Raw genomic sequence first — 23,865 nt, 5'->3', positions numbered from 1 at the left:
AAAAATGACAGAAAAAGATTACATGGATCGTGAGGCCAAATATGGTGCTCATAATTATCATCCGCTACCCGTGGTGTTGGAGAGAGGAAAAGGAATTTTTGTATGGGATGTGAACGGGAAACGTTATTTTGATTTTCTTTCCGCCTATTCTGCCGTGAATCAGGGGCATTGTCATCCGAAGATCGTGAAAGCTATGACCGATCAGGCCAAAACGCTGATGTTGACTTCCAGGGCATTTTATAATAATGTTTTAGGCGAGTGGGAAGAATACATCACCGAGTATTTTGGGTATGATAAGGTGTTGCCGATGAATAGCGGGGCAGAAGCGGATGAAACGGCTTTAAAGCTTTGTCGTCGTTGGGGATACGACGTGAAGGGTATTCCTGCCGATCAGGCAAAAATCATTGTCTGCGATAATAATTTCCACGGTCGTACGATTACGATTGTAACCCTTTCTAACGATCCTTCTTCTTACGCGGGTTTCGGACCTTTTACTCCTGGGTTCGTACGTATACCTTATAATGATATTCCGGCCTTGGAAAAAGAGTTGAAAGATCCTAACGTGGCGGGATTTTTGTTGGAACCGATACAGGGAGAGGCCGGCGTGTTCGTGCCTGAGGATGGCTACCTGAAAAAGGCTTATGATTTGTGTAAGGCCCATAATGTGTTATTTATGGCTGATGAGGTACAAACCGGAGTGGCTCGTACGGGGCGGATGTTGGCATGTGATCATGAAGGAGTCCGGCCGGATGTTTTGATTTTAGGAAAAGCCATATCCGGGGGCGCAATGCCTGTTTCCTGCGTGTTGGCCGATGATGAGATTATGTTGACCATTAAGCCGGGAGAGCATGGTTCTACCTATGGTGGTAATCCGATTGCGGCAAAAGTGTCTATGGCGGCTTTACAGGTCGTGAAAGATGAGAAATTAGTAGAAAATGCCGAAAAATTAGGTAAAATTTTCCGGAAGAAGGTAGGAGAGATAAAATCCGATATGATCGAGTCGGTTCGCGGTAAGGGTTTATTGAATGCCGTGGTAATTAAGCCGAAGAATGGAAAGACGGCTTGGGATGTATGTTTGAAATTGCGGGATAACGGTTTGTTGGCTAAGCCTACCCACGAACATATAATTCGTTTTGCACCTCCTTTGGTAATTAAGAAGAAACAATTACTCGAAGCGATCGACATCATTAAAAAGACCCTTGAAGAATTCAAGTAGACAAGGTATAATCTCAAAGAGGTATACAAAATAAAGTTTATAACCGTTGTAAAATAAAGAGAAATCTGTTTTACAACGGTTATTTTTGTACAATCGAAGCCTATTTATTTTTTAAGGGGAGTTTGAGGCGGTTGGGGTTCCGCTTTCTTTTTATCGATCATTTTACATTCTCCGTTAAATTGAGCTCCCGGTTCTACAATCAAAGTGTGTGTGACAATCGTTCCTTCTATGATGGATTTCGATTTCAGAATCACACTTCCTTCCGAAATAATATTTCCGGTTAATTTGCCGAATATTTCAATGTAAGGGGCTTTTGTTTGTCCTGTGATATTTGCTACCGGGCCAATAATTATTTTTCCGTTCGTTGTCATGTTTCCCTTTAGTGTCCCGTTAATACGAATGTCTTTATCCGTTTGTAAATCACCTTCCAGTGTAAGCCCTTCGTTTAATAAGTTGAAAATGTTTTCTGTTTCTTTCTCTTTTGCCATGGCTTTCTTTTTTAACATATATATTAATATTAAGGATTGATAGGTGATAGTATATCAGTATTTTAAACCTAATGACGTAACTCATAAAACGAACGTTTTATGAGAATGGTAATAGGTATATTTTTTAGAAATTAGATACAAAGTAATATATAATTATAACTCTGATTGACAATTAGATGGTTTCAGTATTGGAAGGCGAATATGGTGTAATAATAGAGTACGAATCGTATTTATAAAACCTTCGTTTAAAGCGTAATATTATAAAATAAAAATGATATGGATAGTATAAATGGAGTAAAATATGTGTGGTTGGAATGAAATATAGTCATAACTGCATGGAATATAGCGGGTAAATGTTTAAAATTGTTTTTATATATAATGCGTTTATAGGTATTGGTTATCACTTCGGGGAGGGTAGTTCCCGGTATTTTAGGTTTATTATAACATAATTTTAAAATATCAATTTATTTATTCTTAGATTTATCTTGCTATATTTGTTACGAGGTTTGTGCGTAGCCTTATATATTTATTTATTCACTTAAATTTACACAAATGAGAAAATGTAGATTGGTTATTTTAAGCTTATTTCTTTTTCTGTTGTTTTTGCCGGGTGCTTTCGGGCAGGAACAGGATAAGTTACTGCAACTTTTGAAGCAAGAGTTAGCGTATGATATGAAAGAGTTGCAGAAACAGGAATTTCCTCCTTATCACATGAATTTCCGTGTTTTGGATGATAGAAATGTGAATATATCCAGCTCTTTCGGGGCGACTATGTCGGTTCAAGACTATCGTACCCGTATGTTGGTACCTCAGATCCGTTTAGGTGATACGTTACTGGATAATTTTAAATATAATTACATGGGAACGGCACCGGATCAAAGAAGAAATTACCGGGGGGCGTTGCTTCCTTTGGAAGATGAAAACGGAGAGGACGGTATAAAGCAGGCTATTTGGTCGGAGGTTATAAAGCGTTACAATTTTGCCCTTGATATGTACGAGAAGGCAAAAACACAAAGTACGGTAAGTGTGGATAACGAGGATAAAGCTCCTTGCTTTTCTTCCACTCCTGTGGAAAAGTATTATGAAGCACCGATTCCGGCAGAAAAGCAAGCTATTGATGTAAAAGCCTGGGAAAAGCGTTTGAACGAGGTTTCTTCTATATTTAAAGAGTCTTCTTTATTGCAGGAGGGACAGGCGAGCTTGAGTTTCCGGGTATTGCGTACTTATTTCGTGAATACAGAGGGTACGGAAGTCGTGCAGAACCGGACGTACGCTCGTATTATCATTTCTGCTTCCATGAAAGCCGAGGACGGGATGGATTTACCGTTGAATCTTTCTTATTTTGCTTACGAGCTGAAAGATCTTCCTTCCAACGAGCGTTTGATTGCGGATGCGAAGGATATGGTAAAAAGATTGAATATTTTGCGGACGGCCCCGGTCGTTGATCCTTATACGGGACCGGCCATCCTTTCAGGGCCTGCCAGCGGTGTTTTTTTTCACGAAATCTTTGGACATCGTTTGGAAGGTCATCGGATGAAGAGCGGCGGACAAACTTTTAAGAAAATGGTAGGCGAGCAAGTTTTACCAGTTGACTTCCAGGTATATTCGGATCCCACGCTGAGACAATATGCAGGAGATTACATGAACGGTTTCTATCTGTATGATGACGAGGGAGTTAAGGCCCGTCGGGTGGATGTCGTTACGAACGGAGTATTGAAAGAGTTTTTGATGAGTCGGGTTCCTTTGGAGGGATTCCCTCATAGCAATGCTCACGGACGTACTGCCGGAGGTGGGGATCCCGTATCCCGTCAGGCCAATTTGGTCGTGGAAACGACGAATCCCCGGACTGAGGCTCAATTACGCCAGATGTTGATAGAGGAAGCTAAGAAACAAGGAAAAGAATACGGTTATTATTTCAAAGAGGTAACGAGTGGTTTTACTTATACGGGAGAGGGGGGAAGTTTGAACTCCTTTAATGTAACTCCGTTGGAGGTATACCGTGTTTACGTGGACGGTCGCCCGGACGAGTTGGTTCGGGGGGTAGACCTGATCGGTACGCCCTTGTCTATGTTTTCCAATATCGTAGCCGGTGGAGATCGGCCGAGCGTGTTCACGGGAATGTGTGGCGCTGAGTCCGGATGGGTGCCTGTAACGGCAAGTTCTCCCATGATTTTCGTTAATAAGATTGAAACGCAACGGAGAGAAAAGTCTCGGCAATTGCCTCCCATACTGCAGGCTCCGAGTGAAAACAAGAAATAAAAGTTATTGTACTTTGGTTTAAAGTCTAAAATCGTAAATCTAAAATAAGATGAGATATATATTAGCTGTATTTTTGCTTTTTTTGCTGGTCGCTCCGGTATCGGCACAAAGCGATTCCGATAAGGTGGTTTTCAAAGCTATGCAAGATGAGATCGAGCGGAATAAAGAAGAAATTGTTTTGCCGAATATGCAAAGACCTTTTTTCCTGTCTTACGCGTTGGGACATTATCGTCAGTTTGAAATAGTGGGGGTATTGGGAGGGGTAGTAAACTCTTACGTGTCGAATGGGAATACGACAGGGGGAGTCCAGTTGATGTTGGGTGATTATAATCACACGAGTGATGCCATGTACGTGGGACAATATGCAGAGGCGTCTATTCCCGAAGAGATGGATTATTTGGGTGTCCGGAGAGGTTTTTGGTTGGCAACCGATGTCATGTATAAGTTTGCCCTGCAATCGGCATCAGCCAAGGATGCTTATTTGAAAGCTAATCCACAGTCTGCTGAAGAAGCTCAATTGGCTGATTTGGAAAAAGTAGAACCTATCGTAAAGATCGTGGAGCCCAAGGAGCCTTATACGATCGATCGTTCTAAGTTGGAAGAGATAGTAAAAGAATTGTCCGTTATTTTTAAAAATTACAAGGAGATATACAATACGCGGGTTGTGGTAAGTGGTATAGATATGGAGTTGTATCGCCAAACGACGGATGGGGTTTCCGTGAAGCAACCTTCTCGTTTTGTGAATCTTTTTGCACAGGGAACCGTAACGACTCCGGAAGGTGAGAAGATTACGGATACTTACTCTGTTTTGGTGAAAACCCCGGAGGATTTACCTTCCATAGAGGAATTGAAGAAAAATGTAACGAAATTTGCAGAGAATCTGGTTAAATTGAAAGATGCTCCTAAAGTTGAAGAGTATTATTCCGGTCCGGTATTATTTGAGGACGGTGCCGCTTCTTCGATCTTCACTCGTAATCTGTTGAATAAACAAGGTCTGTTTGCTTATCGCAAGCCTAATTCAGACCGTGTTCAACAAGTAAAGACGTTAGACGACCGAATGGGTAAGAAGATCATAGACTCCCGTTTGACTGTAAAAAATTACAGCACATTGGATAAATACAACGGAGTTTCTTTGATCGGTGCTTATGAGATCGATGCAGAGGGAGTTGTTCCGGAAAAAGAGATGACTTTAGTAGAGCACGGTATTCTTCGGGGAATGTTGAACGGTTGTGTGCCTACCTCGAAGGCTCCGCACTCTACCGGTAGTTCCCGGTTCGTGTATAGCGGAATAGCTTATGTGACTGCTCCCGGTACGATTCACATCCAAGTGGATAAAGGAATTAAGCCGGAGAAGATGAAAAAAGCCTTAATTAAGGCTGCGAAGGAAGAAGGGTTGGATTACGCTTACATCGTTCGTCGTATAAGTGGTATCGGATCCTTGCTTTATCGGGTGAATGTAAAAGACGGTAGCGAAACATTGACCCGTACGGCTGATATTTCTGCGATTACTTTACCTAAGATTAAGCGTGTATTGGAGATCTCAAACAAAGAAAATGTCTCCAATTACATTTTGAACAATGATGTTTTATCTTCTTTGATTTATCCTTCTGCCATTTTAATTGAAGATGTCGAGATCGGTAAATTGCCTGTAAAGGCTGAGAAAGCACCCGTATTGACTTATCCGTTGCAACGATAAAAGTTTTTTCATATAAAAAAAGCCGGATTTTTTATCCGGCTTTTTTAGTTTTACCATCCGCCGCCGAGGGCAAGGTATAAATAGACAACCGAAAGTAGTTCGTCCCGGATGGCGTTATTCAGGCTGATTTGAGCATCAAAATAGCCACGTTGTGCGTCCAATACGTCTAAGTAACTGATTACACCGTTAATGTATTGGAGGGTTGCCAAATCCATATAGGAGTGAGCGGCTTCTTCCAAATGTAAACGTGATTCTCGTATCTCTTTTATTTTCTGGTAGGAAGTCAGGGCGTTGTCAACCTCTTTAAAAGCGGTCAGCACGCTTTTTTGATAGGCGTATACTTCCTGTTCGTAAGCGGCTTTTGCCGCTTTCAGTTTGGCCCTGTGTTTACCCATGGCGAATAAAGGTTCGAGTAATTCGCCTCCTATGTACCAGTAGGGTGCTTTCAAAAAATGACTGAGTTCATTATTCTCCAGGCCGTATACCCCGGTTAGTTTGAAATTAGGGAATAAGTTCGTGTAGGCAATGCCGACTTTGGCATTTGCTGCCTTTAGCTTTAGTTCAGCTTGCCTGAGATCCGGGCGGCGTTCCAATAATGTGGAGGGTAAACCAACGGGTAATGACGGGGGTAGAGCTTGATTTACGATATCTTGTCCGCGAGGGATTTGTCCCGGGTAGTGTCCGGTAAGTAAAGAGATTTCGTTTTCTTTTAATTTTATTTTGCGTTCCAAGTCCGGAATCAAGGTTTTGGTTTTAGCCAATTCCACCTGTGCTTGTCTGTAAGAGGTCTCGGATGTCAACCCTCCTTCGAAACGGAGTTTAGCTAAATATACGCTTTCTTCCCGTGCCTTAAATGTTTGTCGTACAATACTTAGTTCTTGATCCAGTGCTCTGAGTTCAAAATAAGCTTGTGCGACTTGTGCGATCAGTGTCATTTGCAAGGCTCGTTTACCTTCTACCGTTTGCAGATAAGCGGCTAAGCTTTCTTGTGTGGCCCAGCGCAGTTTACCCCATAGATCAACTTCCCAGGTGAGGTTTAATTTAGCTTCGAAGGTATTCTCCGGGGTTGCGTCATACTCTCTCTCTCCACCGATTTGTCCTTGGATTTGTGGAAATAAATCGGCCTTGCTGATCCGTTGGTAAGCTTTGCTTTCCTTGATCCGGGCAGCGGCAATCAGCATATCTTTGTTGTGTTCCAAAGTCGTTTTGATTAATCCTTGCAATACGGTATCCCTATACAGTTCCCACCATTTGATATGCTGGACGGAAAGGGTGTCTTTGCCTCCGGCAAGAATCGCTTGCGGGAGATCTAATTCGGGACGGGTATATTTTTGTCCTAATTTGCAGGAGGTGAGAAGAACTCCTGTCAGAAGTCCGATACTTATGAGCTTATAGTGTTTCATAGTCTTACATAACTTTAAAATGGGTGTCTAACTTATTTCAGTTTGAAATTTCATTTGGCACCCTGCGATGTTTTTTCTGCTTCAGTTTATAGATCATGATGAAGAAGAAGGGGACCAGAATAATTCCGACCGTAATCGCGACGATCATACCGAAAAATACTCCCGTGCCGATGGAATGACGGCTGGCAGATCCCGGACCGCTTGCTATTACGAGAGGAAGCATACCTAAAACAAAAGCCAGTGAGGTCATTAAAATAGGACGGAACCGGGCCCTTGCGGCTGTTACAGCCGCTTGTACGGCATCGATGCCCCGGTCTACTTCTATTTTGGCAAACTCCACGATTAATATGGCGTTTTTGGCGGCCAGACCGATGAGGGTAACTAATCCGATCTGGAAATAAATATCGTTTTCCAATCCGAAAACCCATATCCCTAAATAAGCTCCGAAAGCGGCAACCGGAAGGGATAGCAACACGGAAACAGGCACGAGCCAGCTTTCGTATAAAGCGGCTAAGAACAAAAATACAAAGGTAAATACCAGAATCATGACGAGTCCGGTTTGTCCTTCCGCTTTTTTCTCCTGGAAGGAAAGACCGCTCCATTCGATACCCATATTTTCAGGTAAACGGGTCCGGGCTATTTTTTCTATGGTGTTCATGGCTTGTCCGGAACTGTATCCCGGTGCGGCAGAACCCCGAATCACGGCGGTAGAGAACATATTAAATCTTTTTATACTTCCCGGTCCGGTCGTGTATTCGGCTGATCCCAACGCCGTCAGGGGAACCATGTTCCCTTTGGCCGTTTTAACAAAAAACAGATTCAGGTTATCTTTGTATTTGCGGTACGGGGATTCTGCTTGAATGTAAACTTTATATACCCGGTTGAACATATTGAAGTCGTTCACGTAAACCGATCCCGTGTAAGCTTTCATCGTTGAAAATATGTCGGCCAGCGGGATGCCCAATAATTGGGCTTTATCACGGTCTACATCGAAATACAATTGTGGAATCTCGGCTTGTAATGAGGAGGATATTCCTGTAATGGCCCGAGAACGGGAGGCGTATTTCATTAACGTGTCGACGGCTTCCACGAGATTTTCGAATGTGGCTCCGTTGCGTGCCTCTATTTGCATTTCAAAACCTCCGGAGGCTCCTAATCCCGGGATCACGGGAGGTGTGGATAAAAATACCTGTGCTTCCGGGTAATTGGAAAATTCGGAACGTACCTCCTCCATGACTTTCTCCAATGATAAGTCACCTTTTTTTCTTTCCTTCCATGATTTAAGAATGACGGTCAGTTCTGCTCTGGATTGTGCCGTTCCGATCCTCGGACTGGTTCCCGTCACATTTTGTACATACTCGACAGCCGGATGCTTTCTCAAAAATTCTACGGCTCTTTCCGTTACGATACGGGTACGTTCAAGACTTGCCCCTTCTGGTAGAGCTAATTCGACTTTAAAATATCCCTGATCCTCTTCGGGTAAGAAACTGCTCGGAATAAACCGGTTCAACACGAAAATGAGTACAAGGATCATGCCGAATCCGGCAATGATTCGGCGGGGGCAATTTACGGCTTTATATAAAGTCCGAATGTAAAAATTGTTGCCTCTTGCCAACCATTCGTTGATTTTGCGGAAAATAAAATTTTTCTCATGTTTATTCGGTCGAAGCATGATGGCACACATGGCCGGACTCAGAGTCAGGGCTACCAATGTAGAGATCAATACGGAGACGACTATTGTTATGGCAAATTGGCGGTAAAGCATTCCCGTGATTCCCGGAAGAAAACTGACCGGAATGAAAACGGCTGCCAGAACCAATGAGGTTGCGATCAAAGCGCCGGTTAATTCTTTCATTGCCTTGCAGGTGGCTTGGTAGGGGGAGAGTCCTTCTTCCATAAGGCGTTCGACACCTTCTACGACGACAATGGCGTCATCCACAACAATACCGATAGCCAATACTAATCCGAGTAATGTCAACATGTTCAGGGAGAATCCCATCATGAGCATAACACCGAAAGTACCTATTAAAGAGACGGGAACCGCGAGTAACGGGATGACTGAGGCTCTCCAGTTTTGCAAAGAAAGAAAAACCACCATGATAACTAAAAAGAGGGCCTCGAAAAGTGTTTTGTAAACTTCATGTATTGATTCCGATATGTAAGTGGTGATGTCGAAAGGAATAGAGTAACTTAATCCTTCCGGGAAGTTTTTGCTGATCTCTTCCATGGCTTTTTTCACGTTATCGGCTACTTCTATGGCGTTGGCTCCCGGAAGCATGTATATGCCCAATACGGCGGCATTCTCCCCGTTTATACCACTTTCCGTGGAATAGGAACCCGCTTCCAACGAGACCCTGGCCACGTCGCGTAAGCGGATCATGGAACCGTCCGGGTTGGCGCGAACGACAATTTCTTCAAATTCATTAATGCTGGAGAGCCGTCCCGGGGCGGAAATAGGGATGGTCAGATCCGATCCGGAGATCGGTTGTTGACCTAAAACTCCGGCGGCGGATTCCCGGTTTTGATCTTTCAGTACATTTTGGAGATCTTTGACCGTTAGTCCGAAGTTTGCCATTCGGTCGGGAAGTACCCAGATACACATGGCGTAGTATCGGCTTCCGATATTTGAAACCCGTCCCACTCCCGGTATCCGTCGAAGGATATCCAATACGTTGATCGTGGCGAAATTACTCAGATAAATTTCATCAAAACGAGCGTCGGACGAGGTGAGGCACAAGGTCATCAACTGACTGGATGACTGTTTCTCTACTTTAATGCCGTTTTGTATTACTTCGGCCGGAAGACGCGATTCCGCTAATTTAACCCGATTCTGAATATCCACGGCGGCGAGTTCTGCATCGGCCGAAATGTCGAATGTTACGTCGATAGAGAGACCACCGGAATTGGAACTACTCGATTCCATGTAAAGCATTCCCGGGGTTCCGTTTAACTCTTGTTCAATGGGTGTGGCCACGGCTTGAGAAACCGTAAGGGCGCTGGCTCCCGGATAGGAAGCCGATATTTTTACTACCGGGGGGGTGATTTGCGGGTATTGATCGACAGGAAGAAGGAATAAACCGATAAAACCTATGATCACGATTACGATAGAGAGCACGGCCGAGAAGATCGGCCTGTCGATAAAAAAGGTTAATTTCATAAGCTTTTTTCCTCCTCTTCTTTAGTGGCAACGACTGGAAGTACAAGACTTCCCGGGGTTAATTTATGGAAACCTTCCACCACGATAAGTTCTCCTTCTCCCAATCCCCGTTCTACGACGACCTGATTTTCAAATTCCGGACCTAATTCGATGAAACGTTTTTCTGCGGTACTGTCTCGTCGTACGACATAGATATAAGCACCTCCTTTTTCAGTTACGACGGCTTTCGTGGGAACGACGATGGCATGCTCCCGTACATCGAGCAACAGTTTTACTTTGGTAAATTGTCCGGGTAACAGGATACGATTCGGATTCGGAAGTTCTGCCCGTACCCCGAACGTTCCGGTTTGAGGATCAACCTGCGGTTCCGCGAAGTCAACGACTCCCTTTATGGGATAAACGGAGTTATCCGCCAGGGTTATCGTGACGTTAGGCTGCCAGGAGCGGTTAGCGTCTTTTTCTCCTAAGCGGACATTACGCTGCTGGCTACGTAAATAGTCCAATGCGGTCAAACTGAAATCAACGAGCACCTCGTCACTCTCCACGATCGTGGCTAAAAGCGATTTGGAACCCGGACCTACCAATGTCCCTATATCCACGTAGCGTTCGCTAATATAGCCGTCGATAGGGGACTTCACGGTCGTGTAGCTTAATTCCAATTCGGCTTGAGCCAGATCGGCCTTGCTCATGGCAACGTTGGCTTCTGCGCTTTCCGAAGCGGCTTTTGCGTTATCCAAATCCAATTGACTGGCGGCTTTTTGAGCGTATAAAGGTTGAAGACGTTCGACATCCCGGTCCGATTTGGCTTTTTGGGCGTTGTCTTTTTTTAGTTGAGCTTTTGCTTTATCCACTCTTGCTTTATATAAATCGCTGTTGATCCGGAACAGAGGTTGGTTTTTATGTACTCTTTTTCCTTCTTCGAATAACATTTGTTCGAGATAACCTTCCACTCTGGCCCGAACTTCAACGAAACGTTTGGCTCGGATTCTTCCCACGTATTCACCGTATATCTCAACATCATCAACACCGACTTTTTCAACGGTTACAACTTGTCTTTCCGGTTCCTGATTTTTTTTACATCCGACCAAAGATACAAGCAAAAAAATAATAAGGACTTCACATAATCTATTCATACTTTTTTGTTTTAATTTCGTACACGATGTCCATTCCTATGAAAATGGCATGCTATTTTTGGATAATTCGATAATATTAATTGTATTCGATTGGTTATCAGTGATATGTTTTACGTACCCCAGATGGAAATTGTTTAATGTCCGGCCAAAATCTTGAGGCGTTTTTCCACGGTGTTGGGGAATTTTTCTACGTTGAAATGATTTTACAAAAAAATAATTAACATCCGGAATTTAATGAAGATGTTAACTATTTTTTGTTTTTGGAATAGGGCCGAATGTTATTTCAAGCCGCTTCGTTCAAGAAGAGCATCGACCGTAGGTTCCTGACCGCGGAAACGTTTGTAGAGAATCATGGGATTTTCCGAGCTTCCTTTTTCTAAAATGTTTTTGCGGAAAGAAGTTGCCGTTTCCTTATCGAAGATTCCGTTTTTCTTGAAAACGGAAAAAGCGTCAGCATCCAGGACTTCCGCCCATTTGTAACCGTAATATCCGGCAGCATATCCTCCTGCGAAGATATGCCCGAAGGCTGTTGAAAAGGCACTTCCTTTTACTGCCGGCATGATCTCCGTTCTACCCATAGCCCTATTCTCGAACTCGATCAAAGGTTCCGTCACCGGTTGGGTAATGGTATGCCACGCCATATCCACCATAGCGAAACTTAATTGCCGGTCGCTGGCATATCCGCTTTGGAAGTTAGCTGACTTCTTGATTTTGTCTATGTATTCTTGAGGCAGTTTTTCTCCGGTTTGGTAATGTACGGCCCAGGTATCCAGCCACTCTTTTTCCAATGCCCAGTTCTCCATGATCTGGGAAGGCAACTCCACGAAATCTCGATATACATTTGTCCCGGAGGTTGAGCCGTAAGTACATCGGGATAACATGCCGTGCATCGCGTGTCCGAATTCATGCAAGAATGTGGTTACTTCATTAAAAGACAGGAGTGAAGGTTTCGTCTCTGTCGGTTTGGTAAAATTCATTACCATGGAAATCAACGGGCGGGAATCCTTGCCGTCTTTTATTTTTTGTCCTCTGAATTCGGTCATCCATGCACCGCCGCCTTTACTTTCTCTCGGAAAGAAATCCAAATAAAGTACACCTAAATAGGTACTGTCTGCATCGTAAACCTCGAATGTTTTCACCTCTTCATGATACAACGGAATATCGTGAACCTCTTTGAAGGAAATTCCATATAATTGGTTGGCTAAATCGAATATGCCGGATTGTACGTTTTCCAGTTTGAAGTAAGGTTTCAACATTTCATCATCAAGGGCATATCTTTCTTGCATGAGCTTATTAGAATAATAGGCCCAGTCCCAGCGTTGTAGTTCTCCTTTTAGACCAGATTTGCGAGCATACTCCTTTACCTCTTCTTTATCTTTTAAAGAGGCAGGATGGGATGCTTTATGTAATTCTTCAATAAAACTGTTCACGATCTCCGGTGTATTGGCCATGCGATCCGTGAGAGCGTATTCTGCATAATTTTTATATCCCATGATTTGAGCCAGTTCCAATCTCAGGGCGGTGATCTTTTTTATAATTTCTTCATTATTGTATTCGTTTTCGCGGTTTCCTCTGGAAGAGTTTGCCCGATACATTTGTTCTCTTAATTTCCGGTTATCGGCGTATTTCATGAAAGGAGCGAAACTGGGATAATGGAGCGTGAAAACCCAGCCTTCCTTGCCCTTTTGTTTGGCTGTCATTGCGGCCATCTCTTTTACTCCTTCCGGCAATCCGGACAGTTCTTCTTCTGTGGTCACGTGTAACTCGAAGGCATTGGTTTCCGCCAGTTCGTTTTTATCGAAGGTCAGACTTAATTTGGAGAGTTCTATGGAAACCTCTTTGAATCGTTCTTTGTCAGGACCTTCCAAATTGGCACCTCCTTTGATAAAGGCTCTCCATGTCTTCTCCAGTAATGCATTCTGTTCCTGGTTCAGATTCAGTTTTTCTTTTTGCTCGTAAACTTGTTTTACCCGGTTGAAAAGTTCTTGATTCATGTATATTTCGTGACCGTGTGCCGTTAACTTGGGAGAAACCTTTTGTGCTATATCTTGCATCAGGCTGTCGGTCATGGCAGAATTCAAGTTGAAAAAAATATTTGAAATATACTCTAAACGCTCGCCGCTGTTATCGAGGGCCACAACGGTATTTTCGAATGTGGGGGGCTCCTTGGAGGTGGCAATTTGGGTAACCTCCTTTTGGGCCTCTTCAATAGCTATATCAAAAGCCGGTTCGTAGTGTTCCGCTTTTATTTTATCGAACGGAGGGGTCTGGTGCGGGGTATCGAAAGCCATTAATAAGGGATTTTGATCGCTTTTACCGCAAGAGGCCATAACGAGAATAATTGCAGCCATAAAAGTTATTTTTTTCATTTATAAAAGTCAGTTTAATTTATACTTCAAATTGCGGGTACAAAAATAAGATTTTTTCCGCTTTTCCGGTAGATTATTTTTTTCCTTTAAAAAGGATTTGAACTTCCAATATCATAGGAATGATACTTACCGTTATCTTCAAGTCCATTTCGTTTTCCTTGATCGTTCCGTTAGGAGAATAACCGATGGTTTGTTTGCCGTAAACGACGTTTCCGTTTCCAGCCAAATAGAACGTGTCTGCCGTTTGTGTTATTTGGCATTTTGCCGGTTCTATTTTGATTCCTTCTACGGGCATTTTGAAATCAATTAATTGGATGAAAATTTCCTCTTCCGCGTTTCGGGTTATTTCTAATTTGCAGGGAACCGGTTCGTCCGGTATTAATTTTTTCCCGTCGGGAGCCGGTTTGATCATACTTTTAATATGGTCCGGTAATTCGATGGTAGCTTCTCCTTTGTACACTCCCGGCAAGGAGGTGACATCATTTGCTTTTTTTCGGCTGCACCCCGTACAGGAAGTCATGAGATGTACCGTTGATGATAGTAAAAAAAGAATCCCGCAAAAGAGTAGTATCCGCTTCATTGTTTTTGATATTATTTTTTGTATTTTCGAACGGCTAAAATAAGAAAACCTTTTTAAGAATTAAACAGCTTGAATAATGAAATTCGTACGCGTATTCCTTTTTATTGTAATAAGTATTTTTTGGGTTGAAAATTTCCTGTTCGCGGGTGATAAGGAAAAAAAGGACAATGCGGCTTCGGTTGCAGGAGTATACGAGGGAACGGCCTTCGTGGAGATCATGCAACAAGAGATGGAATTGAAACTGGAACTGATACGAATTCATAAGGATAGCGTTATCGTGAAGGTGACGAATTTCGTACTGCCTAACGGTCAAAAATTCAATTACCGTTCTCAAGGTGTTTCCGTGAAATCGGAAATAAAGCAAGGGAAAACGATTTATAATCTTTATATATCTTTTTCCTATACCTACAACGGAATGCCGATGGAGGTAAAAGCTTCAGGAAAAGTGATTGACGGTCAGCTCGATTCTGAAGTGAAGGCTACCATCATGCAATCCATGGAAACCAAAGTGACCTATAAGGCGAAAAAACAAGAAAAGTAGTATATTCTAAAATTGATTGTTTGTTTGAACTTTTTTATATTTTTGTATACTTTTTGAGCGTAAATCGTGTATGCAGAAACGGATATAATAAAGAGTCTCAAACAAGGCGATCCCTTGTGTGTAAAGATGATGTTTGATAATTATTATCAGGCTTTATCCGTTTATGTTTTGCGCTATATTGATTCGTTTCAGGATGCTGAAGACCTTGTTCAGGATGTTTTTATCTCCTTTTGGGAAAATAAAAAAGGCACCCGTTTCGTCGGGTCCGTTCGAGGATATTTGTTCGGGTCCGTAAAAAAGGCTGCACTGAAGTTCTTGGAACGTTCGGGACGTTTTATTTTTGAAGAGATCGAGAATCATTTGAATTCACTTCCCGAACGCTTAGAAAATTTATCGGAGGAGGAGATTCGTTTACGTCAGCATAGACTGCAAAAAGAGATTGACCGATTACCGGAAAAGTGTCGAGAGGTATTCGTCTCTATTGTTTTGGAAGATATGTCTTATAAAGAGGTCGCTCAAAAATTATCTGTTTCGATGAATACGGTAAAGACTCATTATTCAAGAGCTTTGAAACAATTACGTGAAGAGTTGGATGCTATCGTCCTTTTGTTGTTAAGGCATTGATCGGTATAATTTTCGCCTTTTTTTCCTGAAATGTATTTTTTTGAAAATATAGTGTTTTTTCTTTCACCCGTTTTTGTTAAATGCGGAATGTAAGGGAAAGAAGCAACATAAAATGGATGGAATAATACAAAAATGGATAACGGATTACTGTCTTGGAGAAATTACCCGGGAAGATTTCGAACGATTGCAATTGTGGATGCGAGAAAATGACAAAAATCAGAAAGTTTTTGAAAGTTATTTGCGCGTTCATAAAGAGAGTCGCGAGGTCGCTTTTTTAGTCCGTTTGGACAAGGAAAAATCATGGAAACAGATTTCCGGAAGACTTCAGAAATCCCGTTATTTATCATTTTCTTTTTATCGGAGAATGGCGGTCGTAGCTTCCGTTTTTTTGGTTTTGGGAATAGGAATGTATTATTTTATTTCTTCTTCCCCTACGCGGGTACCTGAAAATTTTTCGGTTAATATTCAGCCTGGGGACCTAAAAGCGACATTGATCATGGCAAGCGGGGAGGAGATTGCGTTGAACAGAGGTCGTTTCTTAAATGTAGTGGAGAAAGACGGTACGGAAATTTATCAGGATTCGTCGACGGCATTGGTATACGAGGGCATTGCGGATGACAGGCACGGGATGTCCGGAGCAGAGGAGGCTGCCCCATTCAATACCATTAGAGTTCCTTTGGGCGGAGAATTTCATCTGACGTTGGCAGACGGAACCCGGGTGTGGTTAAATTCCCAGTCGGAATTGCGGTTCCCGACCCGATTTAACGGCGAGAAGAGAGAAGTATATATGGAAGGGGAGGTATATTTGGAGGTGAAAAGGGATGAAGAGCGTCCTTTTATCGTATATGCTGGAGAGACGGAGATCCGGGTATTGGGGACTTCTTTCAATGTAAAAGCTTACGCGGAAGAGGGAGAGGTGGTAACTACTTTATTGAGCGGAAAGGTAAGCGTGGGAGTGGGAGAGCGGTCAACGAAATTGGATCCCGGTAAACAGGCTATATGGAATAGGAAAGAAGACCGTATCTCCGTTCGGGAGGTGGATGCTTCTCGCTATATATCCTGGACCAAAGGCGTGTTCGAATTTGAAGATCTCTCTTTGGCCGAGATTACCTTGCAATTGTCCCGTTGGTATGACATTCAGTTCGTGTTTGAAGATGAGGATTGTGCCGAGCGGCGGTTTACGGGAGGGGTGAAAAGGTATGCCCCTTTGGTTAATTTCCTTGAGATAATGGAACAAACGACGAATGTGAAATTTGAATATGCAGGTAAAAATATAGTTATAAAATCACATTAAGTATTGACTATAAAAAAGTGGGAAATGTTGTGCACCATTCTCCCACCTTATGTTTAACCCGTTCCAAATGAACAAGTGAAGCCGTTTATTTGGAATAAAATTAAAACCGTTTACAAAGATATGGAAAAAAAGCGAAAGTATCGCTATCTCCTTCGACGAATAGGGGATAGTAAAACTCTTTTAGTCATGAGAATTACATTATTTTTAACGATTGTACTAAGTTGCAATGTTTTTGGTTCGGTTTCTTCCCAAAACGTGAAGCTGAATTTTGAGAACGCTACTTTGAGGCAGGTATTTAAAGACTTGAAACAACAAACCGGTTTTCTCTTTATTTACAATGAAGAAGAATTGGATCGTCGGGCCAAGGTAAGTTTGAAAGAGGAGAATATTACTTTAAAGACTGCTTTGGAAAAAATATTGTTTGGTTTACCGTACTCTTTTGATTTGTTGGATGATATGGTGGTGATTAGACCTACTCCTCTTCTTCGGACGGCTCAGGATAGTGTAAAAGTAAAAAGTTATAAGATTGTGGGGAAGGTCGTTGATGATAAGGGGGAGCCTTTACCGGGAGTAACTGTAGTCTTGGATAGCACCCGGTTGGGGACGGCGACGGCTGCTGATGGAAGTTTCAGCTTGACTTTAAACCTTGATAAGGGGACTTTGGTGTTTTCGTTTATCGGTTTTAAAATAAAACGGGTTCCCTTTAAATACGAAAAAGATAAGCAGATCGTCGTAAAGTTGGAAGAAGACATTTCTGCATTGGACGAGGTGCAGGTTGTGGCTTACGGGGAGACCACGAAAAGGACAGCTACGGGGTCTATTTCGGTTGTGAAGGCCGATGATATAAAGGGAATACCTTCTCCGAGTATAGCTAATTTATTGCAAGGACGAGTCGCCGGTATGGACGTAACGAATATTACGGGGGCTCCCGGTGGAGGTGGTACTCAGATTACTATTCGGGGGTATAATTCGTTGAGTGTGGAAAGCGGCCGCCGGTTTTCCAATCCTTTATGGGTAGTCGACGGGGTACCGATGCCTTCGTTTACTTCCCCGGTGACCGGAACAAACGGATTGGCCGACTTGAATCCGGAGGTTATCGAGTCTATTCAGGTGTTGAAAGATGCTTCTGCCACCTCTTTATACGGTTCTCGTGCGGCAAATGGGGTCATCATCGTGACAACGAAAAAGGGACGGAAAAATCAGGATGCTTCTTTCGACGTCAATTTTTCTTACTCCTACAATGTATTGCCTGCGTATCCGAAACAGACGGGAGGTAAAGCGGAACGTTACTTCCGTTTACAACAACGGTTGAATGTGCGCAAAGCTTATAAAGATTACGGTAAGAACATGTGGGTTTATCCGACATCCTATGAAGAGGCTTATCATAAAGGGGGAGCGTATGACGGTTTTTGGGGGGACGGTTATGTTTCCGATAAGGGGGCTAACGGCAGCGAATTGCAGGATAGTTTGAATCCGTTTTATAATAATTCGACCAATTTTTATAAGTATTATTTTCAAGCGACTAAAACGTTGAATGCTAATATACAGACTACCGGGGGAAGCGAGCGTATGACTTATTCCGTCGGTTTGGGATATTACGATGAAAAAGGGATTTTAAAGGGTACGGGTTATTCTCGCGTCAATTTGATGGGTAATTTTATTTTGAATCCGGTAGAGGTGTTGACGGTCGATTTCCGGGCTTATCTTGCCTATTCGGACCGGAGTAGGGGGGTGAGAAAATCCGGTTTTTCCGGAGGAAACGAAGTAGAAGTGATTCCGGGAGATCCCTTGGAGCAATCCACTCTTTTACCGGGGAACAGTGCGGTAACGGAAGAGGCTTTGAAAGGGTTGAAGGGCAAAGAGGAGAAGAATAATACCTATCGTTTGCGTTCGACCTTCGGATTGAAGTTGGATGTAATGAAAGGATTGAACATTTCGAACACGATCTCTATCGATTATTCGCAAAACAACCGGAACTTTTTTTCACCTTCCTGGTTGAATGATCCGAAAGAATCCATGACTAACGGGGAGGTGGCTCGCGAATACACTGTTTTGGATGAGGCCTTATTGAATTTTCAACGGGAATTTGCCGGACGGCACAAGTTGGAAATGATGTTAGGGTATTCCTATCAGTATGATCAATACAATTACGTGGGCGGATCGGCCAAAAACGGTCCGAGCGATTACGTGCATTATGCCACGCAACACGGATGGCCCGGAACTACGGACCGGGGATATTATGTCGAGCCGATGAAAGATTACCAATCCGATTTGACGGAAAAGAAAATGATGAGCTATTTCGGTCGTATCAATTATATTCTGGATGAAAAATACATGTTGACGGGTACGCTTCGTCGGGACGGTAGTTCTGTTTTCGGCCGGGATTTACGCTGGGCTACTTTTCCTTCGGTAGCAGTAGCCTGGAATTTTTCGGAAGAGCGGTTTATGAAGTGGTTCGGTGCGTTGAGTTTTGCCAAGATCCGTTTCAGTTACGGGGTATCGGGCAATCAATTCAATCAACCCTATCTGGCCTATGGTTTATTGGTAGGAGGACAAGGGTCTTACGAGGGACAGCCCATCATCACTCCCGACCTTCAAGAGGGATATTATAACCCCAAGTTGGGATGGGAAGAAACGACTCAATACGATTTCGGGATGGATATGGATTTCTTTGATTATCGTTTGTCTGTTGTTGCCGATTACTATTATCGTCGTACGGATAAAATGTTAAGTCGTACTCCGATTCCCGGGAGTCATGCCGGTTTCGGGAGTGTATGGCGTAATGCCGGAGCCTTGTCCAACGAGGGAATAGAGGTAGAGGTAAAATATGATTTGCTTCGTGGGAATGAGGCCTTTTGGAATATCTCGGTCAATTTTGCGAAAAACTGGAATAAATTGTTGGAGACTTATAACGGAAAAGATATGGAGATGACCGATATGATGAAAGAGAGAAGGAGCTATATTATCGGTAAACCGGTGGGTAATATTGTCGGGTATAAGACGAACGGCTATATTCAGTCGGATAAGGATATAAAGTATTTCTACCGTCAGGACGGGACTTATCGGGCTTTAGAAAAGAAATATTTTTCTGATGTGTTTTATTCTCCGGGAGAATTGCAGATTGCCGATGTAAACGGGGATTGCTATATCGGTCCGGAGGACGGAGTGTATATCGGTAGTAGTTTACCCAAACTGTACGGTGGAATCGTGAACGAGGTGAAATGGAAAAATTTCGATTTGAATATGTTGTGGTCTTATTCGTTAGGCCGGGATATGATTAATATGTTACCTGTCGTTTCGATCAGTAAAGAGAAAGACCTGTATCCGATATTTGCCGATTTGAACGGGGTAACCTTTTGGGAAAAAGAGGGGGATAATTCTACGTATCCGATGGTGAAGTTAAACAATTACAATGATCACTGGTCGCCTATTATGGACCGTTACGTGGAACGTGTAAATTATTTGAAATTAAAGACGTTGACTGTAGGTTATACGTTGCCTAAAACGATTCTGCGTAAATGCTTTATCAAGGATGTCCGTTTGTTTTTCAGTGGTGAAAATTTATTGACACTGACGAACTATTCGGGCATGGATCCGGAGACGGTGGATATCAACACGGGCTTGGACGAGGGGAAAAATTATCCTTTAGCCCGGAAACTAACCGTAGGTATAACTATAAAACTGTAATGACGATGAGAACAATACATATTTTATTTTTTCTGATGCTTTTGGGAGGACTGTATTCCTGCATGGACGGATTGGAGGTCGTGCCTGAAAATTCCGTGACTTTCGAGAATTATTTTAAGACGGAAAAGGATCTCGAAACTTCGGTGGATGCTATTCGGGATGCGTTTCGGAGTGCCTGCGCTTTTGATGCTTACAAGAGGCCTGTCGAGCTGGGATATCTTTACGATACGGTGTCGAAAGGAACCTCTAACCTTTTAAATTGGGATGAGACGCAATTTACTCCTCAGATGGTCGATATGTTTTGGAATAGCCAGTATACTGTCATTTGTTTGGCGAATATCTTGTCTGAAAATCTTTGGAGAGCCAAGTTGCCTAAAGAGAGAGAGGCCTATTATGAAGGACAGGTACATTTTTACAGAGCATTTACTTATTTTCGGATCGCTCAGAAATGGGGAGAGGCTCCGATGCAGACAGATAGTCGGGATATAGGGAAGAAAGAAAAATCTTCTGTCGGTAATATATTGCAATATGCTTTGGATGAGATTAATACGGCTGTACGTCTTTTACCATGCCGGGAGGAGTTGATAGATGCAGGCGGTGCTAAGATTGCGGGGAAATCGACGGCTTCCAAAGAGATTGCCCAAGCATTGAAGCTGGATATTTGTTTGTGGAAAGCGGTTATCAACCGTGAACCTGAATTATTGAAAGAGGCTCTTTCTGCGGCTAACTTTGTAATCGATTCGTGTGAGTATGTTCTGGCTGCTAATCCGGAAGAGGTGTGTGAAAAAGTGATTACAGGGGGAAGCGACGAGGGAATTTTTGAGATAAAATACAATTATCTGGAATCAACCCGAAATCCGTGGACGACGATGATATATTTTGTTTCTTTTCCCATCCGTCCGGAACAGGGACGGGGGGAGATAAAAAACGCAGATGCCCGATTTTTTCAGAAAACGGTTGAAAAAATATACCCCGGTCGTTTTGATGGAGCCATTGCCGATGGAAAATATACCGGGGACAGGCGTCGGTTAGCTTATTTTTATGATTTAGATACGATTGCCCGAAATGAGGAGTGGCGTAAGTTAGCCGGAGGGTATGCTTATCCTTATAAATTCAGAAAGGTACAGTTGGGAACGTCTGGTTGGGGTGAGGGAAAATTCGAGAGTTTTGCCTGTGATCATGTGATCTATCGATTGGCAGATATTATCCTCTTGCGGGCTGAATGTTTGGTGCGAATGGGGAAAAACGATTTGGCGATTAAGGATTTGAACCGGATTAGACAACGGGCTTACGGGGATAAAAGTGCCGATTATTCGGCTGACGAGGGTGATTTGCGTTACGCTATTTTTAAAGAGCGGGAAAAAGAATTGTTGTGGGAGGGTAAACGTTGGTATGATATTGTACGGAACGGTTACTGGAAAACGGAACTGTCCGATTTTCATGCCACGAAAATGACGCAACAGGATGTGGATGACGGAGCTTTGTATATGCCTGTGGGATGGCCTGCTTTTGAAAACAACTCTTTGATGACTCAAAATAAGTATTGGTTGAAGCGTTATTAATATAAATTTAAATAACAGATAAATATGAGATATATATTATTGATCGTATGGATGGTATTCTTGTCCGGATGTGATCCGCAAAACAATTATATCGACACGGGAATCTCCGATGGAAAACATGATTGTTCCATGTACGAGTATTTTAAGAGCGATCCGGATAACTGGAGTTTTTTGGTACAAATGATTCAGAAAGCGGAGCTGGTTTCTTTGTTTGAAGGAAAAGATCCGAATTATTCGCAGATAACTTTTTGGGGACCCACGAATTATTCTATTCGCCGGTATATCCTGGATTGGGAGATAGAGGGAGGTATTGAAGGTATGAGTAAGGCATTTTGTGAAAGGATACTCTTGATGCATGTCGTTAAAAAACGAATGATGAAAGAGGAGATTAATTTCAGAATACCGGATCCTTCCGGTAAATTGATCGGGGCTACGGAACTACTTACGGAAGGAGGGGTAAAGTTACTTGCTTACAAGGAGAGAGACGTATGGGCCGGGGTGGTCAATGCCGGAGCCGTTATTTTGCATTTGCATTCGGAAAATTCCGATAGCAAAATTCCTTTGGCTTCGCCGAATATTGAAACCGTCAATGGTGTTGTTCATTCGTTGAACGGTAATTACACCTTGGGCGATATGGTCACGGAAGATGATTTGAAAGAGATTCAAAAACTTTAAAACGAAAAGATCATGAGAATAGGATTATATATCATTTTTATTCTAATTACGGCGGCTTGTCATGAAGTGAAGGTCGGATACTTGGAGACAGAAGGTGCTCTCTACGATCCTGATACAATGGAGATAAAGATTATTACGGATAAAACAGAGACCGGCCCTCATTGGATTTCTCCTCCGATTCAGGGAGTGGAAGGGACCCAACCCATCTGTTATACGATAGAGGCGGTAAAAACGGAGGACGGGGATGAGGTGGAGTTTTTGAAAGAGATCAAGGTGAGGGGAGACGGCACCTTCGATATACCCTTCCATCATACGATTCCGGCCGGGAGTTATGTCGTCTCTTTAAGGGTACGGAACGAGGGTTATTCGAAAGTAATCAAAGATGTCTTTACTTTTCTCGTGAAAGAGTAATAATTTTTTACGTGGTGTGCATTGAAAGGAGGGGAGCAGTGTGATTCTGTAATCTCCTCTTTTCTATTACTTGTCGTGTGTAATGATTTATTATGGATTTCTTATGAATAAAAAGCGTATTACGGGTGTAGAATTGCGGGAGAGAGAATTTTATAACGATTTGTATAAAACTTATTATGCTTCTTTGTGCCATTATGCTTATCGAATTTTAAACGGTGTACTCGACGAAGAGGATGTCGTACAAGAGGTATTTATTAAATTGTGGGAAAGAAAAATGGATAGGGAAGAGATAAGAACTGTATCGAATTATCTGTACCGTATTGTTCATAATGCTTGTTTAACCGCGATGCGGGATAAGAAAAAATTTCGGAATGCGGATATTTTTCAGTGGATGTATTATATAGAAGATCTTTCAGAAAACGAGGAGCAGATTCGGATAGAGGAAGAGTATTATCGAATGGTCCATCATATGATTGCATCTTTACCGAGAGAAAGACGGGAGGTGATGTTACTGACTCTGGAAGGGAAAAAGAATGAAGAAATAGCTACGGAGTTGGATATTTCCGTCAATACGGTGAAAACGTTGAAAAAGAGAGCGTATTCTTATCTTAGGGAACGCTTGCCTCGTGAAGCCGTGGGGTTGTTGTGGCTGATTTTATGGAATGATTTATAGAAAAGTCGTTTTTTTTTCAAAATACGTCACCCGCTTTTCCGAAAAACGCGTCATTCATGTGAATAACATTTTAACATGAGTAATTTTAATGAACAAA

Annotated in this window: 17 protein-coding genes; 11 read left to right on the top strand and 6 right to left on the bottom strand. The window is 42.7% G+C overall.

Features of this window, described 5'->3' with window-relative positions; all coding sequences use genetic code 11:
- The first annotated feature begins 4 nt into the window (after positions 1-4).
- Positions 5-1,216, top strand: a complete 1,212-nt coding sequence (rocD, locus tag BN3283_RS07620) for an ornithine--oxo-acid transaminase (protein ID WP_041504396.1) — start codon at positions 5-7, stop codon at positions 1,214-1,216.
- Positions 1,217-1,320: 104 nt separating this feature from the next.
- Here rocD and BN3283_RS07615 read toward each other — a convergent pair whose 3' ends face one another.
- A complete protein-coding gene (locus BN3283_RS07615) occupies positions 1,321-1,722 on the bottom strand; it encodes a bactofilin family protein (protein ID WP_059026264.1) in 402 nt (133 codons plus the stop codon).
- A gap of 534 nt (positions 1,723-2,256) precedes the next feature.
- On the opposite strand from BN3283_RS07615, the gene BN3283_RS07610 reads away from it, so the two are divergent.
- On the top strand, positions 2,257-3,963 hold the full coding sequence (locus tag BN3283_RS07610) for a TldD/PmbA family protein (protein ID WP_059026263.1): 1,707 nt from the start codon (positions 2,257-2,259) through the stop codon (positions 3,961-3,963).
- A 49-nt stretch (positions 3,964-4,012) separates the two neighbouring features.
- Positions 4,013-5,659 carry a metallopeptidase TldD-related protein gene (locus BN3283_RS07605; protein WP_059026262.1) on the top strand — a complete coding sequence of 549 codons (1,647 nt, stop codon included), beginning with the start codon at positions 4,013-4,015 and terminating at the stop codon, positions 5,657-5,659.
- A 50-nt stretch (positions 5,660-5,709) separates the two neighbouring features.
- On the opposite strand, the gene BN3283_RS07600 is transcribed toward BN3283_RS07605, so the two are convergent.
- The 5 genes from BN3283_RS07600 to BN3283_RS07580 form a co-directional block, all read right to left on the bottom strand.
- Positions 5,710-7,062, bottom strand: coding sequence for an efflux transporter outer membrane subunit (locus BN3283_RS07600; RefSeq protein ID WP_041504398.1), 1,353 nt, complete (start codon positions 7,060-7,062; stop codon positions 5,710-5,712).
- A gap of 37 nt (positions 7,063-7,099) precedes the next feature.
- The gene (locus BN3283_RS07595; RefSeq protein WP_059026261.1) at positions 7,100-10,219 is read right to left on the bottom strand and encodes an efflux RND transporter permease subunit; all 3,120 of its coding nucleotides are present in this window, start codon (positions 10,217-10,219) and stop codon (positions 7,100-7,102) included.
- Positions 10,216-11,352: an efflux RND transporter periplasmic adaptor subunit gene (locus BN3283_RS07590; protein WP_041505145.1), complete on the bottom strand. Its 1,137-nt coding sequence runs from the start codon at positions 11,350-11,352 to the stop codon at positions 10,216-10,218. The genes BN3283_RS07595 and BN3283_RS07590 overlap by 4 nt, the downstream gene beginning before the upstream one ends.
- Before the next feature lie 278 nt (positions 11,353-11,630).
- A complete protein-coding gene (locus tag BN3283_RS07585; protein ID WP_082667127.1) occupies positions 11,631-13,703 on the bottom strand; it encodes a M3 family metallopeptidase in 2,073 nt (690 codons plus the stop codon).
- Between the two features lie 91 nt (positions 13,704-13,794).
- Positions 13,795-14,301 carry a calycin-like domain-containing protein gene (locus BN3283_RS07580; RefSeq protein ID WP_059026259.1) on the bottom strand — a complete coding sequence of 169 codons (507 nt, stop codon included), beginning with the start codon at positions 14,299-14,301 and terminating at the stop codon, positions 13,795-13,797.
- 76 nt (positions 14,302-14,377) lie between these two features.
- Between BN3283_RS07580 and BN3283_RS07575 the strand changes: the two genes are divergently transcribed.
- From BN3283_RS07575 to BN3283_RS07540, 8 genes are all read left to right on the top strand, one after another.
- Positions 14,378-14,842, top strand: a complete 465-nt coding sequence (locus BN3283_RS07575) for a hypothetical protein (protein WP_059026258.1) — start codon at positions 14,378-14,380, stop codon at positions 14,840-14,842.
- A 66-nt stretch (positions 14,843-14,908) separates the two neighbouring features.
- On the top strand, positions 14,909-15,466 hold the full coding sequence (locus tag BN3283_RS07570) for an RNA polymerase sigma factor (RefSeq protein ID WP_286137594.1): 558 nt from the start codon (positions 14,909-14,911) through the stop codon (positions 15,464-15,466).
- Positions 15,467-15,578: 112 nt separating this feature from the next.
- A complete protein-coding gene (locus tag BN3283_RS07565) occupies positions 15,579-16,760 on the top strand; it encodes a FecR family protein (RefSeq protein WP_147625557.1) in 1,182 nt (393 codons plus the stop codon).
- A gap of 186 nt (positions 16,761-16,946) precedes the next feature.
- Complete coding sequence (locus BN3283_RS07560; protein ID WP_059026255.1) at positions 16,947-20,447, top strand: SusC/RagA family TonB-linked outer membrane protein; 3,501 nt, start codon at positions 16,947-16,949, stop codon at positions 20,445-20,447.
- A 5-nt stretch (positions 20,448-20,452) separates the two neighbouring features.
- Positions 20,453-22,009, top strand: coding sequence for a RagB/SusD family nutrient uptake outer membrane protein (locus BN3283_RS07555; protein WP_286137592.1), 1,557 nt, complete (start codon positions 20,453-20,455; stop codon positions 22,007-22,009).
- 24 nt (positions 22,010-22,033) lie between these two features.
- Positions 22,034-22,684, top strand: a complete 651-nt coding sequence (locus tag BN3283_RS07550) for a fasciclin domain-containing protein (protein WP_059026253.1) — start codon at positions 22,034-22,036, stop codon at positions 22,682-22,684.
- Positions 22,685-22,696: 12 nt separating this feature from the next.
- The gene (locus BN3283_RS07545) at positions 22,697-23,095 is read left to right on the top strand and encodes a hypothetical protein (RefSeq protein WP_059026252.1); all 399 of its coding nucleotides are present in this window, start codon (positions 22,697-22,699) and stop codon (positions 23,093-23,095) included.
- 103 nt (positions 23,096-23,198) lie between these two features.
- The gene (locus BN3283_RS07540) at positions 23,199-23,768 is read left to right on the top strand and encodes an RNA polymerase sigma factor (protein ID WP_286137591.1); all 570 of its coding nucleotides are present in this window, start codon (positions 23,199-23,201) and stop codon (positions 23,766-23,768) included.
- Positions 23,769-23,865: the final 97 nt, after the last annotated feature.

The sequence above is a fragment of the Gabonibacter massiliensis genome, assembly GCA_001487125.1.
Taxonomy (GTDB): Bacteria; Bacteroidota; Bacteroidia; order Bacteroidales; family Marinifilaceae; genus Gabonibacter; species Gabonibacter massiliensis.
The sequence above is the reverse complement of the archived record's forward strand: the minus strand, read 5'-3'. Positions and strand labels throughout refer to the sequence as shown.

Coding starts and splice junctions, on each gene's coding strand:
- BN3283_RS07555 (WP_286137592.1), top strand. CDS start 20,453: ATGAGAACAATACATATTTTATTTTTTCTGATGCTTTTGGGAGGACTG.
- BN3283_RS07590 (WP_041505145.1), bottom strand. CDS start 11,352: ATGAATAGATTATGTGAAGTCCTTATTATTTTTTTGCTTGTATCTTTG.
- BN3283_RS07560 (WP_059026255.1), top strand. CDS start 16,947: ATGAGAATTACATTATTTTTAACGATTGTACTAAGTTGCAATGTTTTT.
- BN3283_RS07540 (WP_286137591.1), top strand. CDS start 23,199: ATGAATAAAAAGCGTATTACGGGTGTAGAATTGCGGGAGAGAGAATTT.
- rocD (WP_041504396.1), top strand. CDS start 5: ATGACAGAAAAAGATTACATGGATCGTGAGGCCAAATATGGTGCTCAT.
- BN3283_RS07615 (WP_059026264.1), bottom strand. CDS start 1,722: ATGTTAAAAAAGAAAGCCATGGCAAAAGAGAAAGAAACAGAAAACATT.
- BN3283_RS07585 (WP_082667127.1), bottom strand. CDS start 13,703: ATGGCTGCAATTATTCTCGTTATGGCCTCTTGCGGTAAAAGCGATCAA.
- BN3283_RS07575 (WP_059026258.1), top strand. CDS start 14,378: ATGAAATTCGTACGCGTATTCCTTTTTATTGTAATAAGTATTTTTTGG.
- BN3283_RS07605 (WP_059026262.1), top strand. CDS start 4,013: ATGAGATATATATTAGCTGTATTTTTGCTTTTTTTGCTGGTCGCTCCG.
- BN3283_RS07545 (WP_059026252.1), top strand. CDS start 22,697: ATGAGAATAGGATTATATATCATTTTTATTCTAATTACGGCGGCTTGT.
- BN3283_RS07610 (WP_059026263.1), top strand. CDS start 2,257: ATGAGAAAATGTAGATTGGTTATTTTAAGCTTATTTCTTTTTCTGTTG.
- BN3283_RS07600 (WP_041504398.1), bottom strand. CDS start 7,062: ATGAAACACTATAAGCTCATAAGTATCGGACTTCTGACAGGAGTTCTT.
- BN3283_RS07565 (WP_147625557.1), top strand. CDS start 15,579: ATGGATGGAATAATACAAAAATGGATAACGGATTACTGTCTTGGAGAA.
- BN3283_RS07595 (WP_059026261.1), bottom strand. CDS start 10,219: ATGAAATTAACCTTTTTTATCGACAGGCCGATCTTCTCGGCCGTGCTC.
- BN3283_RS07580 (WP_059026259.1), bottom strand. CDS start 14,301: ATGAAGCGGATACTACTCTTTTGCGGGATTCTTTTTTTACTATCATCA.
- BN3283_RS07550 (WP_059026253.1), top strand. CDS start 22,034: ATGAGATATATATTATTGATCGTATGGATGGTATTCTTGTCCGGATGT.